Annotated in this window: 13 protein-coding genes; 9 read left to right on the forward strand and 4 right to left on the reverse strand. The window is 38.5% G+C overall.

Annotated elements, in window-relative coordinates:
• The first annotated feature begins 87 nt into the window (after positions 1-87).
• Both EHO58_RS12655 and EHO58_RS12660 read left to right on the forward strand, forming a co-directional pair.
• The gene (locus tag EHO58_RS12655; RefSeq protein ID WP_135680184.1) at positions 88-3258 is read left to right on the forward strand and encodes a fibronectin type III domain-containing protein; all 3171 of its coding nucleotides are present in this window, start codon (positions 88-90) and stop codon (positions 3256-3258) included.
• A 133-nt stretch (positions 3259-3391) separates the two neighbouring features.
• Entirely contained in the window at positions 3392-4828 is a 1437-nt protein-coding gene (locus EHO58_RS12660; RefSeq protein ID WP_135680185.1) for a RecQ family ATP-dependent DNA helicase, read from the forward strand.
• Here the strand turns inward: EHO58_RS12660 and EHO58_RS12665 are convergent.
• Together EHO58_RS12665 and EHO58_RS12670 are read right to left on the reverse strand one after the other, a co-directional pair.
• A complete protein-coding gene (locus EHO58_RS12665; protein ID WP_135680186.1) occupies positions 4825-6801 on the reverse strand; it encodes a sensor histidine kinase in 1977 nt (658 codons plus the stop codon). The genes EHO58_RS12660 and EHO58_RS12665 overlap by 4 nt on opposite strands.
• 66 nt (positions 6802-6867) lie before the next feature.
• Positions 6868-7809, reverse strand: coding sequence for an LA_2444/LA_4059 family outer membrane protein (locus EHO58_RS12670; protein ID WP_135680187.1), 942 nt, complete (start codon positions 7807-7809; stop codon positions 6868-6870).
• Positions 7810-7931: 122 nt separating this feature from the next.
• Here EHO58_RS12670 and EHO58_RS12675 point away from each other — a divergent pair, with 122 nt between their 5' ends.
• Entirely contained in the window at positions 7932-8888 is a 957-nt protein-coding gene (locus EHO58_RS12675; protein ID WP_135680188.1) for an NAD-dependent epimerase/dehydratase family protein, read from the forward strand.
• An 8-nt stretch (positions 8889-8896) separates the two neighbouring features.
• On the opposite strand, the gene EHO58_RS12680 is transcribed toward EHO58_RS12675, so the two are convergent.
• Positions 8897-9241, reverse strand: coding sequence for an ArsR/SmtB family transcription factor (locus EHO58_RS12680; protein WP_135629085.1), 345 nt, complete (start codon positions 9239-9241; stop codon positions 8897-8899).
• 165 nt (positions 9242-9406) lie between these two features.
• Here EHO58_RS12680 and EHO58_RS12685 point away from each other — a divergent pair, with 165 nt between their 5' ends.
• Positions 9407-10756 (forward strand): hypothetical protein, encoded by a 1350-nt coding sequence (locus tag EHO58_RS12685; RefSeq protein WP_135680189.1) that lies wholly within the window; start codon positions 9407-9409, stop codon positions 10754-10756.
• A 68-nt stretch (positions 10757-10824) separates the two neighbouring features.
• Here EHO58_RS12685 and EHO58_RS12690 read toward each other — a convergent pair whose 3' ends face one another.
• Positions 10825-11436, reverse strand: a complete 612-nt coding sequence (locus tag EHO58_RS12690; protein WP_135629087.1) for a beta-class carbonic anhydrase — start codon at positions 11434-11436, stop codon at positions 10825-10827.
• A gap of 271 nt (positions 11437-11707) precedes the next feature.
• Between EHO58_RS12690 and EHO58_RS12695 the strand changes: the two genes are divergently transcribed.
• The 5 genes from EHO58_RS12695 (at position 11708) to EHO58_RS12715 (ending at position 16137) form a co-directional block, all read left to right on the forward strand.
• Complete coding sequence (locus EHO58_RS12695) at positions 11708-12706, forward strand: hypothetical protein (protein WP_135680190.1); 999 nt, start codon at positions 11708-11710, stop codon at positions 12704-12706.
• A gap of 201 nt (positions 12707-12907) precedes the next feature.
• Positions 12908-14068 (forward strand): cytochrome-c peroxidase, encoded by a 1161-nt coding sequence (locus tag EHO58_RS12700; protein WP_135680191.1) that lies wholly within the window; start codon positions 12908-12910, stop codon positions 14066-14068.
• Between the two features lie 36 nt (positions 14069-14104).
• Positions 14105-15190: a metallophosphoesterase family protein gene (locus tag EHO58_RS12705; protein ID WP_208728805.1), complete on the forward strand. Its 1086-nt coding sequence runs from the start codon at positions 14105-14107 to the stop codon at positions 15188-15190.
• Between the two features lie 9 nt (positions 15191-15199).
• Positions 15200-15643: a c-type cytochrome gene (locus EHO58_RS12710; protein WP_244241169.1), complete on the forward strand. Its 444-nt coding sequence runs from the start codon at positions 15200-15202 to the stop codon at positions 15641-15643.
• 11 nt (positions 15644-15654) lie between these two features.
• The gene (locus tag EHO58_RS12715) at positions 15655-16137 is read left to right on the forward strand and encodes a hypothetical protein (RefSeq protein ID WP_135680192.1); all 483 of its coding nucleotides are present in this window, start codon (positions 15655-15657) and stop codon (positions 16135-16137) included.
• Positions 16138-16148 lie beyond the last annotated feature (11 nt).

Below are 16148 nucleotides of genomic sequence, written 5' to 3' on the forward strand. Positions count from 1 at the left end.
CAGTTGACGGATCTTAATCTGTTTGGGTTATATTCTTCAAAATCTAAAAATGAACGTTAAGTGAAATTTCAGATTAGGAGAACTAAGATGCGTAATCTAATTCGCTCGATAGGGATAGCGGTAGCCGTTACAAGCTTTCTCGCGAGTTGTCAAATTTTAAATAAAGCTATCGGATGGGATGAAAAATCCAATTTGTCATTCTTGTCGTTGGAAAAGGCAGGAGTATTCGCAGGTAGCGGAAAGTCCGGACCTAACGGGACCACCATACAATCTACAGACGGTCTTTTTAGCGTTTTCATTCCGGAAGGAGCAATGGATGGAGAAGAATCTTTTGAGATCACTAAATACGAACCTCCTTCCAATTCTCTTCCACAAGGATATTTTCCGACTTCTCAGTTGTATGAAATAACTCCTTCTTATAGATTTAAAAAAGACGTGATCGTAACGATCACATTAGATTCGGATAAATTAAGTTCTTTGAATTTAAATAAGAAGAAGTCCCAGGGATTCGTGATCAGCCAAACTCCTGAAGACAATAATTCAGGCAGGATCACCGGTGGTTGGAATACCGGAAGAACATCTGTAAACGGTGATAAAATTACGATTACTACTCGTACATTTTCGGTATTCGGTGGAGGAACTCCTCCTGCAGGAAATAATGCTCCGAATATAATGGGAGCCTTCTATTATTTTAAAACGAATTGTTCTTATTTACCTTATATGGTTAGAACTAGAGTTATAGAGCCGGATGGGGATCCAATGCAAGTGTATCTTCTTACTGGAACTGTAGGAAATAGTTTAGTTGCTATTCCTATGACTCCTGAATCAGGAAATTGGTACAGCGCAAATATCCCGTATGAAGCTATGGTTGCAGGTGGGATCCAAATGCAGGTCTTGGCTGTGGATTCTTATGGAAATAATTCCTCTCATCCTACTTCGGACACATTTAAATACCCTGTAGACGCCGGAAATTCTACTTATACTGCGGGATTTAAAACAGATCAGGATAATGACGGATATCTAGATGCTTGGGAAGTGGATAACGGTTTTAATCCGAATAGCGCTGCTTCTCCGCCAGTTACTCTATTTCCTGATTCCGATAACGATGGAATCCCGAATATTGCGGACCGCACTCCTAATGGAGAAACAAATCCACCTATTGATAGTTTAACTTTGATCCCTTCTGTTTTGAAAATGGACGTGGGTGAAAATGTTACGTTTGCAGTATCTGCATCTTTTGCAGGTCAACCTCGCTTTGTTCGTCCGAATATGGTAGTTACCGGGAATGCAGTTAGTGGAGTTCCTGTCGGAACTTTAACAAATTCTACATTACATGCGAATGCTCCTGGGCTTGCGGGAGTTACCGCAACTGTAGGAAGTAATAACGCTACTACGAAAGTTACAGTAGTGGATTCTGTTGCTCCAAGTTCTATCACTGACTTGACTGCAACTGCTATGACATTCACTCAAGTAAGACTTCGTTGGACTGCTCCTGGTAATGATAGCGGTTCCGGTCGTGCTGCGGCATATGAGGTAAGAAGAGCTTCTTCTGCGATCACTAATAATCTTCAGTGTGATTCTGCGCCTGCGATTGCACATTCATTAGTGCCAAAAAATTCCGGCTTACCGGAAGTATTAGATATTAACGGACATTCTCCGAATAGCACATACTATTATTGTATTCGTGCATTCGATTGGAATGGAAACAGAAGTTCTTGGACAGGGACTGTTCAAGCGACAACTCCTGCTACTCCTGATTTAACTCGTCCTGGAAATATCACTAACTTAAATGCGGTTACCGTAAATGAAACTTCAGTAGATCTAACTTGGACCGCTGTGGGTGATGATAATAATACCGGAATCGCAGCTGCTTATGATATCCGTAAATCCACGAATGTGATCAATACTGATAATGATTGTGATGGAGCGGTTTCCATTCCGAATGCGTTATTCGGAATTACTGCCGGATCTTCAATTACGTTTAGAGTAAACGACCTCTCCGAAGATACCAGATATTATTTCTGTGTGAGAGCATACGATGAGGTAAGTAATCGTAGCAGTTGGAACGGAACAGTTTCTACAAGAACACGTATGAGTAATAAGGCTCCGATCGTAGATGCAGGACCGGATCAATTGGATAGAATGATCTCTCAGGTTGTGAACTTGAATGGAACAAATTCATCGGATCCTGATAAAGGAATTTGTGGAGCAATCGTATCCAATTATTCATACCAGTGGAGATTTATCTCTAGACCGGTAGGCTCTGCATTACTGGATTCTAATATTTCCAATGGAAACCAATTGTCTGCTTCCTTCGTTCCGGATATTCCAGGAAATTATTTACTGGAATTGTCCTTTAGAGACGATGCGGGAACCTGTTATGGCGGAGCAAGAACAGGGATTGACTCTGTCTTAATTTCCGCAAAGGACTTAGATAGTGTAAATCCGGACCCTGTTTCCAGTAGATCCGCTGCCGCTGTTTCTTTGGATCAAATCCAATTGAATTGGTACAATGTAGGGGACGACGGAATGGTCGGGACAGTATCCAGTTACAAAATTGGGGTATCTCTTTCACCGATCACTAATAGTATAGAATGTGATGCCGCAGTGGATACACGTTATCCGAATTTGAATAACTATGTTCCAGGTCAGGCAGTTTCCTTTATCATCGGGGGCTTATTACAGAATACAGTGTATAATTTCTGTATCGTAGCCTACGACGACGTTGGAAACAAAAGCCCATGGAGTGGAAATCTAAGTGCAAAAACTTTAGAAGGAACTTCAGGCTGGGGAACATTCACTAGTTGGGGAACTTGTAGTACCAAATGTGGTGCCGGGACCCAGTCCAGATCCAGAGTTTGTTTGGATCCGACTCAAGGTTGTGCAGGTTCAGCAATAGAAACTCAAAGTTGCAGTTTGCATGCTTGTGCGTATACGAATTATACTTCGGAAGATAACGGAACAGCTCCGACTGCAAGTTGTCCAAGCGGGTTTTCTAGCTACACGGCAGCTTCCTATTCTGGGTATTTCAGAAGAGTTGTATATGACTATTGGGGAGAAGGTTGGGCATGTGGAATTATCCCGAGAGAAGATAGAACAGCTCCTTCGGGCGGTTATTACTCATCTTCTCTTAGTCCGACTTCAGTAACTTTCTACTATGCGGTAAATAATCCGCCTCCTGTAGAGAATTATTGTGTTTCGCATACTATAATCAGTAACCGGTCCGCAACGATTTATTGTATGGAGAAACAATATTAAGTAGATTATAACTTTAAATTTGTAGCACAGTTTACAGGCCCTCGTCGTAAGACGGGGGCTTTTTTATTCTCCAAAAGAATGTAAAAACCGGATTGGCAAAAACTGGATCGGATCCAAAAAGGAAATTGTCCGAATGTCCGATCTACAAGAATTAAAAAAGAAATTCGGAGTCTCCGAATTCAGATCCTCCCAAGAAAAAATTATAAAAGATGTTTTAGAAGGTAAAAACTGCCTTGTGATCATGCCTACCGGCATGGGCAAATCTTTATGTTACCAATTGCCTGCCTTGGCATTGGAAGAATTGACTGTTGTTATTTCTCCATTGATCGCTCTTATGCAGGACCAAGTGGACAAATTAAAATCTTTGGGAATTGATGCCGAATTCGTAAACTCATCTATTTCTAAAGAAGAACGTAATCTTCGTTATGAAAACTTAAAGAACGGGAAATATAAAATCCTTTATGTTTCTCCTGAAAGATTTCGTAAATCAGCCTTCCTGGAAATATTCAAAACTCGAAAAGTTTCCTTATTGGTCGTAGACGAAGCTCATTGTATCAGCCAATGGGGACATGATTTCAGACCTGACTATACTAAAATTTCGGAATTCAGAAAGATCCTAAAATATCCTAGAGTTATCGCTTTAACCGCTACAGCGACAAAAGAGATCCAAAAGGATATAATCAAACAGATTGGATTATCCGAATCGGATATTCAAATCTATAACGAAGGGATTTCTAGGCCGAATCTTTATTTGGAAGTTAGGACTTTTGTAGATTCTTCTTCTAAAGCGAAAGAGCTGATCTCATATCTGAAAAATCTGAAAGGAAATACGATCGTTTACTTTAATCTGATCAAAAATATCGAAATTTTTTCAGAACTTTTGGATATAGAGAAGATCCGGTATAGAGTGTATCACGGAATGTTATCTCCCGATAAAAGAAGAAAGATCCAAAACGATTTTCTAAATTCTAAAAATACCTTACTCTTGGCCACGAATGCATTCGGGATGGGAGTTGATAAGGCTAATATTCGTACGATCATTCATGCAGAACTACCTTCTTCTTTGGAATCTTATTATCAGGAAATAGGTAGAGCGGGGAGGGATGGGAACCCTTCCGACTGTCTTCTATTTTATAACCAAGACGATTTATCGGTTCTTATGGATTTTATTGAATGGCAGAATCCGGATGAAAATTTTATGATCCGAGCCTATCGGGTCTTAAAGTCAGTGGGAGAAAAATTATCATCCCTCGAATATGAAGAATTACAATCAATGGTTGTGCATAAAAATCGAGGTGATCATCGTTTACAAACTGTTCTTAATCTTTTCGAAAGACATGGAGTCACTTCGGGAGATTTGGAAAGAAAGTCTCTTGTTTTAAGAGGAGAATTACCGGACGTTTTAACGGACCCGAAAGTTCTGGAAGAAAGAAAGAAGGCGAGTTTGAATCGACTATATCAGATGCTTATGTATTTAAAGTCTGAAAAATGTAGAAGGGAATTTTTATACGAATATTTCGGTGCAAGTTTTCATTCTTGCGAAAATTGTGATATTTGTTCTAAAGCTTAAACTCTAGGAATGCAGAATGTAAATTTGCTTCCTTTTTTCTCTTCGGATTCTACTGAAATTTTTCCATTATAAGCTTTTATAATGCTATAGACCAAAGGTAGACCTAAACCTGTTCCGGATTCGTTTTTGGTCCCTAATCGAGTAGATTTGATCTCGGTTAAAAATAGATTCGGGATCATATCCTTAGGTATCCCGATCCCTGTATCTTCTACGAAAAATTCAGGATCATTCTTCTCATTAGAAAATCCTATACTGATCGTATCATTTTCTCTGCAGAACTTAATGGAATTGGAAACTAGGTTGATAAATATTTCAGCGAATAAGGCCCGATCTACGTTTAACTTCACATCGTCCGGGATTTTATTTATAATACGGATCTTTTTTGCTTCTGCTTGAGGAAGAAGTTTAGCTAATACACCTTCTACTTCCGGATATACATAGATCAAACTATTGTCTAAAGGAAAAGAACCCGATTTAAGTCGATTTAGATCCAGGAGTGTTGCGATCATCTCTAAAGATTGAGACGATGTATATTCAGCTCTATCCACCCATTCTAATAAGGATTCATCATCCAATTGGTCGTAATCATTTTTGATCAAATGTAAGATGCCGATTACCGTTGTAATAGGAGATCTTAAATCGTGAGTCGCTAAAGATAGGAACGTGTCTTTGAGTGAATTCGCTTCTTCTGCGATATGTTTTGCTTCTTCTAATTGTTTGGTTCTTTCGGTTACTTTTTGTTCCAATGATTTTTGGAGCTCTTCCAATCTTACGAATGCATTGGAAAATCTGACTGAAAGCATCACGGTTTGAGAGAATAAGAATGCGAGAAGTCCCCAGCTTGCCAAATATTCCGCTTTTATGATCAAACTTTGGTTCAAGATATCATTTAATGTAGTTAAGAAAAGTATTAAGGAACCTATTGCAAATAGGATTGCACCTTCTCTTCTTCTAAAAATACAAAGAGCGATCATTATAAAAAAGTAAACTATACTTATCCCTACAAATGATTGGAATATTCTAATATAATTCATGTATTCAGTAGAAGGTAGCGCAAGGACCAAGATAAAGAATATAGAGCTTACTCCTATGAATAGAGTATTAAAATAATAATGGAATTTTTCGTCCGGGAAAACCGCTTTTAGAAAAACGGAGAACAATGGAAGGGCCAAAACGAAGGTTAAAATATCCAATTTATGGATATAGACCCAGAAAGAATCAGGAGTAACCTCGTATATAAATACTGATCCTGTAAAAAATCCTCTGATACTTAGATCGATGCAGAATAATCCGAACCAAAGTGCGGATTTATCCACTCTTCTCATCAGAAACAGGATCAAATGATAAAGACCCATGAAGAAGGTGGCACCGAAAACCACCCAACCAAGCGCGACCTGTCTTTTTTTCTCCTCGAAAACGGCTAAGGTATCTCCGATCTTAATAGATTTGCGAAGCCCTCCTGTTCTATGATAAAAATTTGATATTTGTAATGTGAGTTTTAATTCTTTGGATTCTTCATCTATTAAAACAATCGGATGTTTATAAGAAGGAACCATTTCTTCTCTTGAATTTCCGATCTTCCCGTTCTCGATCAGTAGTTTTCCGTTTAGGAAAAGTTTGAATGCTGTGGAAACATCTCCGATTTGAAAGGCCAAATCTTTTACCGGTTTATCCAGTAGGACTGTGAGTTTGTAAGTCCCGAGGCCTTCTCCTTCATGTTGTTTGCCGTTTTTTGTAAATGAGTTCCATGCACCCGGAACGGAAATGAATCCATCTTTGGTAAAATTTTCCGGAGTTATAATCCCATCCGCAAATTCCCAATCTCCATCTAGAGCAACCGTGTAGAAACGATCTCTGTCCCAATTTCTCAGATCTAGAATTCCATCTTTTGCTTGTGGGGAATAGACCTCGGCTTTTTGAGAACAACCCATAAAAACCAAGAGAAATAGTAAATGAAAGATAGATGACCTCATTCTAATCTCTGGTCTCCAGTTTATTCTCCGCCTGAACTCTGTATAGAAAATTGTATAAGAATATTTTTAAAAAAAGACTGAAAACCCTAAGAAGAATCCTCTTAAAATCTCATAGTTCCCTGATCTGGAGCCATTACTAATAGAGATAGAGGAAGGTGAAGATATATTATAATAAAGATTCAATTGGTCAAAATGCAAATAGCTGAAATAGGAATAAATTTGGTTATACCCCAAATGAAATCTCATATTCTCATGAAATTTATATTGGAGAGAAATTTCAGATTCATAACCTCTAAAAATCCCTCTGGTCCCCGCGCTTCCATTGGTAAAAACCAATGTATCCGTAGAAATCATAGGAGTTTTGAAAAATCTAGTCCCTTCCGTATAAAACACATCTAAACTTAAATTTGCCGTAAAATTTTCCATAAATTGATAAGAAGATTGGATAGAAACCTGAGGGCCGTACGTATAAAAATATTCCTGGAAAGCACCGTCTAACATGTATTTGCCGTAGGTGTACTTATTGATATTACGAAGTCCTCCGCCTAAATATAAATTCCAGTTTTGAGCGGGAGAGATGATCTTATAAAAATTCGCTTCAAACTCTGATCTTGCCAAAGGAGAATAATAAAATCTCTCCGCAGATAGGCCGCTAGAATTGGATCGGATCACATTCGAATTCGGATTTACCAATTCCACTTCGTAATAAGAGATCTCTGCTCGGTAATTTTTTTCATAATTTTCGTAACTGAAAACTGCAGGAACCAATACTTTTTGGTTTTGTTGCAAATGGCTTGTTTCTATCGATTCTTTCGGATCCGTTTTTTCCGAATAAGAAGTGAAATTATAAGGAATAAAACTATAGGTTTGTCTCTTTAATAATAATTCGAATTTTTGTTTTTTGTTTTCAGAAGGTCCGTTCTTCGGGATTTCCTCTGAGGCTTGTAAGCTCGGAATTAAGAATAAATTTAATAGAACGAAAATATTATATTTTTGAAAAAGATCCATATTCTTCTGCACCTAAAAGAATAAGTTAGATTCTCTTTTTAAAATTCAAAAGGTCAACGACTTTCAGGTTTTCTAGTATACTTCCTAAACTTTCCATTTGAGAATTGGATCTTGGAGAAGATATGAATTTATTTATTACCGGAGCTTCCGGATTTGTGGGCGGAGCAATTGCTCGCCATTTAAAAGAAAAACATAAGGTAAAAGTATTATCCAGATCTCCAAAGACAGATTCTACTTTAACTCAACAAGGTTTTGAAATAGTAAGTGGAAGTTTAGAATCTATCAGTTCACAAGACTTAACCGGAATAGATATTGTAATTCATTGCGCGGCGTTTGTAGGTCCATGGGGAAATTACCAAGATTTTTGGAAAGGAAATGTCGAAGGAACAACTCGTTTATTAGAGGCTTCTCAGAAAGCAGGTGTTAAAAGATTTATACATATGGGAACAGAGGCGGCGCTATTTTATGGACAGGATATGATCCAAATAGATGAGACTTATCCTTATCCCAAAAAAACTCCTTACTATTATAGTCGTAGTAAAGGAGAGGCGGAAAGAAGGGTAGTCTCCGCAAATCGTCCCGGTTTTGAAACAATCGCCCTAAGGCCAAGACTAGTTTGGGGTCCGGGAGATACATCTGTTCTTCCTGTTCTTAAGAAGATGGTGGCCGAAGGAAAATTTATGTGGTTGGATGGGGGAAAAGCCAAAACTTCTGTAACCTGTATTCCGAATCTGGTTCATGCAACGGAACTTGCTTTAACTAAGGGTGTGCCGGGGCAAATCTACTTCATCACGGATGACGAGGATAAAACTGTAAAAACATTTCTAACAGAGATGATGCAAACCCAAGGGATTTCACTTCCTCAGGCTTCTGTTCCCTCTGCACTTGCTGGGTTTTTAGCGATGGTCGTGGAAGGGATATGGAGAATATTCGGAATTCGTAAAGAACCTCCGATGATGAGATTCCCGGTTGATATTATGGGAAAAGAATGTACGATCCGTATAGATAAGGCTAAAAAAGAATTAGGATATAAACCTGTGGTCAGCGTAGCACAAGGTTTACTATTAATGAAAGGTTGAGTTTCGCGTTAGACTTTGATCCCGGAAACTTCTTCTTGAGCGCTCTCTATCCTTGCACTTTTTAAGATCGTGTCGAGTAGGCCTGGGAATTTTTTCTCCAGGTCGTCTTGACGGATGATGGAAAATCTCTGAGTTCCTTCGTATCTGGTGAAGATCATCCCAGCTTCCCTTAATTTTCCCATATGGTACGAAAGATTTGTTTTGGGGGCATAGACTAGAAAGGTAGAACAATTGGATTCACCTTTCTCCGAAAGATCCAATAGTATCTTCCTCCGGATCGGATCACTTACTGCTTCGAATATAGAGTTCAATTCTATCTGATCTAGATTGGGATGAGTTGGTTGTTTAGACATCGGAATTTTTTTTCCAATACTCCTTATAAAGTTCAATAATATTTGAACAAAAGATTGACAAGCACTTTCTAAGTTTTATAGTTCAAATATTATTGAACTAATGGGAATAGCCCTGTTTCGCCTTAAAATTCAAAGATAGTGCGAACGGGGACTAAGGAGACTCCTATGAAAATACTTAGGTCGATTCAGAAAACCTACCAATATTTGCCGATTTTGCTGTTTTCTTTCTTTTTCATCTCTCCTCTTTTTGGAGATGAGGTAAGGCTGAAATCAGGGAAAGTTCTGAAAAATCTGAAACTGGAGAAGGAAGCGGAAGAATATTATATCTTTAGTTTGGAAGATTCTATTCCGGTCCGGATTCCTAAATCAGAGATTGCAAGTGTCCAGGCCGAAAACAATGTCCAAGAATTGAAGGAACAAAAACCGGCCCCTTCCAAAAGAAATTATGATCTGATCTGGACCCAATCTTTGACCAACGATGTGTTCATCAATGGTAATAGTTTATTCGGAAATGCTTTTGATAGAAGAGGAGATCTTCATTATTCAGAAGTACCTAAGTCTTTGATCCTAGATACAATGGTAAATATCCCAACTCCTGTAGAAGGTTTACAACTGATCATCAGAGATTATTCGCCTTTGACCGGGAGAACCAATAGGGACGTGGACGGAGTATTTCAATCACATCCGTACGGACCAGGAGTCGATCTGGACAAGGTTGCGGAAGATCCGAATACGAACAGATTGAGAAAGGAGCCTAACGGATTGAGAGAAGGTCTTGCCACTCTTCTCAACTATAAATGGTCTACAAATCGTTTGGGAGATTGGAATGCAGGTTGGATCTATTATGCGAATAATCAGCCGAGTTTTGCTTTAGGACTTTTTACTTTTGGTTGGGCATTACCTGTTCTGAAATATATTCATCCCACTTATACTTATAATGTGAGAGTGACTTCGGAAAGAATTGGCGGCTCAAGTATTGCAGGGGAGAAGGACCTGGAGTCCGGGTATCCTACGAACGCGTTTAATGGTACAACTTTTCATAGATTCTCCGTATTTCATGAATATGAGATCACTGAAAATTTTAAGATCCAACCAGGGATCGATTTTGGATACCAATACTATAATGATAATATAGATAGAAGGTCCGGATTTAAGAATATAGACTATAAGATAACCGTAAAGTATTTAGGGTTCTCTTTTTCACTCACTGACGTTTACAGACCGAATACTTATATGATAGATAATAATTATTATTATCCAAATACTGTGGGAGGCCAAACGGTTGGGACAGTTCCAGGAGCGACTTGGGTAGGCCCATTAACAGGAAATTCTAATGATGGATTAACAATAGATCCTTCGAAGGGTTATGGATTTGTGAATGATTTTATCTTAAGTTCCATCCAAAATTCCGGATTAGATCCTAATGTAAAGCAGGCTCTTGTGAATAAACACTTAGAACAAAAGATCCCGCTTCATAGTATTATCTGGTCTTTCGGATATTCTATCAGGATCTAAAATAAAAACCGGAAGAGAATATTAGAAATTAAGGATCTAATTTTTCTTCCGGTTGATTTTTCCAAGGATCAAGAAGCTCTTCCGATTTTGGTCGCTTCTTGCACTTCCACAAGTTTTCCTGTTTTCACATCGTAGAAGTATCCATAAACGGGGATGTCCTTAGGGATCAAAGGATGGTTTCTGATCCTTTTTACATCGTCTACCACGCTCTTTTCCAAATTTTCAAAAGTTAAGAATGGGATATATTTTGCTTCGTCTGATCCTCCGGATTCTTCCAAGTTTCTCCAACCGTTTGCATCTACAGTTGCAGTTTTCAAACTTTTCGCTAATAAATTTCGGATGATCTGATCATTGAATAATTCCATTCCACAATCAGAGTGATGGATCACGAAAAATTCTTTTGTGCCTAAAAGTTTATGAGAAATGATCAATGAACGGATCGCGTCGTCGCTTGCTCTTCCGCCTGCATTGCGGATTACATGAGCATCTCCTTCGGAAAGTCCGGCGTATTTTGCCGGATCCAAACGAGCATCCATACATGTGAGGATCGTAAAACTTCTGGCAGGGGGAAGGGCTAATTCTCCCTTTTTACCGAACTCGGAAACATACTTATTGTTTGCTTCGATTACTTCTTGGTGGATCTTACTGGTTTCTTTTTGCAGAACTGCTGAATTTGACATAATGGACATTATATCCGTAATAACGGATAAATCCTTCGGTTTTAACGGAGAAGAGGGAAAAAGGTCCTTAGATTGTATAATTGGTTAGGGAGAAGACCAGTATTTTGTGTGGAAAAGCTTAGCGGAAGTAGGAAGCCGCGTGTTGGAGTTCCTAAATGGATGAAGGAGTTCCGACTAAACATAAAGTAGATTTCTAAAAATAAATTTTAGATAATTTTGTCCGCATGATTGGCAGACTTGGTATAGATTTCAAGACGGAAGTTTTGAATCCATGATCAAAAAAATATTTTGCCTAATATACTTATCCATACTCGTACTGAATTGTTCCAGCTTTCAGAAAATTTTTAAGAAAGACCGGGACGACTTTCTCTTTTCTTCCCGTTATAAAGAAACTCAGGTTTTTTTCATACATGCAGGTACGAATTCTCAAGTAAATGGAGAAGAAGGAACTATCATTCATTTTCCTTCGGGCTCTCTACTCGGAGAAAATGGAAAACCATTATTAGGAGAAGTTCGAGTAGAACTTTCAGAATATTATTCTAACGCAGATATTTTGCTTTCCGGTTTAAGTACTACAAGCGGAGAAAAATCTATCGAGACCAAGGGAATGATCCGCTTAGAAGTTTATTCGTCCGAAGGTCAGAAAGCAAAAATTAATAAGAGAAGCCCTTTGCGTGTAGAATTTAAAAATCCTCCGGAACCAGGGTATGAGATTTTTTATGGGAAAAAGAAAGAGGATGGAAGTCTAGATTGGACAAACGATAGCCTTAGTTGGAATTCCGACATTTCTATTTCTCCGACCAAAGAAAAAGCACAGTCAAAGAGTCCGTCCTCTGAAAGCGAAGGACCTATCTTGCTGAATGAAAAAGAAGGTTTTACTCTTTATAATTTCGGTTGGATTAATTGTGACCGGTTCTTGAATTTTTCTCCAATCATTCCTCTTTATTTGAATGTTCTTGAGGAAGAGGTCCTGAAAAAGAATTTAGAAGATAGGCCGATCTTTCTTCTGATTTTCAAGGATATCAATTCCATTATGCCTGTATATACCGATCAGAGTAAAAGAGTTTTATATTTTCCTAATTTGCCTCCAGGAAAAAAGGCGACTGTAATAGGTTGGAGAAGATCCGGAGAGACAAGATGGCTTTATTGGAAAAAGGACATCGTAATCGGTGAAGAAGATAATCTAAATCCTGAATGGGCTTCTCATACTGCAAAACAATTGGCGAAACTTTTAAAAGAGATAAAGCCAATAGGATCGGAAAAGAAATAGAAATACTGTAAGTATGTTTAGTCTTTCATCTTAAAACATACTTTAAATAAAACGAATGTTTTAACTTATTAATGATTTTTGAAACTTACTCTCAAATTGAAGGATAAAAAAATTCTAATAATCTAACTTTTTCTTTCTCCAGGCCTTGACCTATTTTAATTCTAGAACTATTCTAAGCGAAAATTTTGTCGGCGATGTTGAATGAAAGTTATTACATCTTCACGAATCGATTCCAAGTTTTTAGGATATATATTTCTTATATTCGTTTTTTATTGTATAGGTTGTGATTCCCAGAAGAAAAAAGACACAGACCTAACTGAGCTTACCTATATTCCCAGTGGGATTTTAGGATTACCCGACGTACCTGTCCCTAAAAATAATCCTCAATCTAACGATAAAGTATCGTTAGGTGCAAAATTATATTCTGATAAACGATTTAGCGCCGATGGAACCGTATCTTGCGCTACCTGTCATAAACCTGAACAGGCATTTGTGGATAAACTTAAGGTATCTAAGGGTATCAAAAATCTTACCGGAACTAGAAATGCGCCTACAGTATTGAATGCAGTCTATTATAAAACACAATTCTGGGACGGAAGAAGAAACGATTTAGAAGGCCAGTCCAAAGATCCTCTCTTAAATCCTGTGGAGCATGGTCTTTCCAGTCATGATGACCTTATAAAGATCGTAAAATCGGATCCGGATTATACTTCGAAGTTTAAGACTGTGTTCGGAGTCGAATCGGATTCTATCAAGATAGATCATGTTGCCATGGCAATTGCATCTTTTGAAAGAACGATCATTTCAGGAAATTCTCCTTTTGATCGTTATAGATTCGGAAAAGAAGAGAAGGTATTATCCGAGTCCGCGATCCGCGGTTTAAATTTGTATATGGGCAAGGCGAGATGCCAAGATTGCCATACGATAGGTGAAACATACGCGATTTTTATAGATGATAAATTCCATAATCTGGGAGTGGGTTTTAAAAGAATACAACCCAAGTTAGAAGAGATCCTCCAAAAAAAAGCCGAATCTAAAAACAGTCCCACTTCTGACGAAGAAATACTTACTAATATAGAATCTTCCGAGCTGGGTAGATTTGCGGTTACTGGAATCAGTGAAGACCTGGGAGCGTTCAAAACTCCGGGGCTTAGGAATATCGCATTAACTTCTCCTTATATGCATGATGGGAGTTTAACAAGCCTAGAACAGGTCATCGATCTGTATGATAGAGGCGGAGAACCAAATCCTTTTTTAAGCAGCGGTATTCGTCCCTTGGGATTAACCGGCCAAGAGAAAGCTGATCTTATATCTTTTCTAAAATCCTTAACAAGTCCGGTTTTGCCTAGCATGCCAAAATGATTGAGGATCGGAAATATTCCGACGAGGAGGAGAGTTATGGAAGAAGGTAAACTGAGCAGGAAGGATTTTTTGCGCAGAACGGGGGGTCTACTCGCCGCGAGTATTGTTCCGATGAGTTTAGTGGAGATTGCCTGCGGGGGAAGAGGAAAGGGCACTCATGAAAAATTTACCTTTGCATTTATATCGGATCCTCACCTAACACATATTAAAGGAACGAATTTCGTTCGGAATTTTGATACGGGTCTGAATAAGGCAATTGAAACAGTGAACCTAATGTTTCCTAGGCCTGACTTTGTTGTATTCGGCGGGGATCTGGCTCAGTTAGGAAAAAGAGAAGAGCTAGATCATGGTATGGAACTTCTATCCAAGCTTAAAGTTCCGGTAAAATACGTGATCGGAGAACATGATTATTACTTGGATATGGGGAATTATTGGCAGGATAAGATCAGCAAACTCAATTATTCCTTCGATCATAAGGGAGTTCATTTTGTAGTCCTGAATAGTATTCTTACCTATGACACTTGGATCAAACGTTGGAAAACCCCTGAAGAAAGAATGAACGAGATGGCCCGTTTGGATAATCCGAACGGTTCTCCTTTTATGGTGGGTGATGATCAGATCGCCTGGTTGAAAAAGGATCTGGAGAATATTAAAAGTGGGACTCCTTTAGTGGTTCTTTCTCATTCTCCATTATATAAAATTTATAAACCTTGGAATTTTTGGACGGACGACGCGGAGAAGATCCAATCGGTCCTAAGTAAATTTGATAACGTGACGGTATTTCACGGACATGTTCACCAAGTTTTATACAACCAAATCAAGAATATAAGTTTCTATGCATTGATGTCCACTGCTTGGCCTTGGCCTTATCCGGAGAGTTATACTCAGTCGCCACATTATATTCCTAAGATGACAGTCTTTATGAACCGCCAGGATCCGTTCCATGAGAGGGACGGAACCGGCTGGGCCTTCGTAAACATGGATAATGCAAGAGAGGAAATGCATTATAAACTTTGGGAGAATAAGGATAGGATCGTAAAATACGACGAATCCGCTGGGCATCCGGTAGATTCGACTTATCAAAAGCCAGAATCTAGAATTCTACCTCAAACGCATTATTAGGAGAATCTTATGGACGATCGGTATACTTTTAGAAATAGATCTAAATCTAAAATTTTATTCGGGATCTGCACTTCCGTTTTATTTCTGATTTTCGGAACGGTGTCTTTGGTTTTCGGAGATGACTGGGATAAATCCAACGAAGACAAATGGAATGCGGCATTTATGGAAACGGTGGTTAGAGGAGAAAAACTTTTCCATGGGCCTGAATTGGGAGGAAATACAGTACAATGTGCTATGTGTCATCCGAATGCCACCAATACACATCCTGAAACATATCCGAAATTCCAAAAACAAATCGGAAAAGTCTCCACATTAAGGGAGATGATTAACTGGTGTATCCAAAATCCTCTCCAAGGTAAACCTTTGGCTTACGACGATCCTAAGATGATCGCATTGGAAGCTTATATCATGTATGAGAGAAGGAACTCCGTTCTGGTTCCGGGGAAACATTAGGGAATATGAATATGATCCGATTTGGTTTGTTTACAGGAATTCTTTCGATTTCATTTTTTTCTTTTGTATTTTGCGGAACTGAGATTAGCGATTCCAGATGTAAAACGGATCTGGAAAAAGGACTCTCCTTATTTGGAACCGTAGAAGATATACATGCAGAAAAAGCGATTTCCGTTAAGGAATCTTTTTCCTCAGGAAGTAAGGATTTGCTGTACGTTCCCTTCTCCGCTAAAGTAAAATTAAAGGAAGATCTTCGTAACTATGTTCATCATGCCCAAGAAGGAAGATATCATAGGGAGTATGTCGGTTGGGTGATGCAAAATTCGGCAAACAAATCCGGAACAGAGAAGTTATTACATTTCTCATTGTTGGCAAACCTTTCTTCTTCTCGTTGGTATGATGCAAAAAGCGGGCAGATCATTCCTTTAAAAGGGGTTTTGAGATATAAAAAAGAAGGGAGTGAATGGATTTCCTTAGGCGCATTTGATAATTAAATTTTTTGAAT

Origin of the sequence: Leptospira selangorensis (assembly GCF_004769405.1) — a bacterium.
Lineage (GTDB): Bacteria > Spirochaetota > Leptospiria > Leptospirales > Leptospiraceae > Leptospira_B > Leptospira_B selangorensis.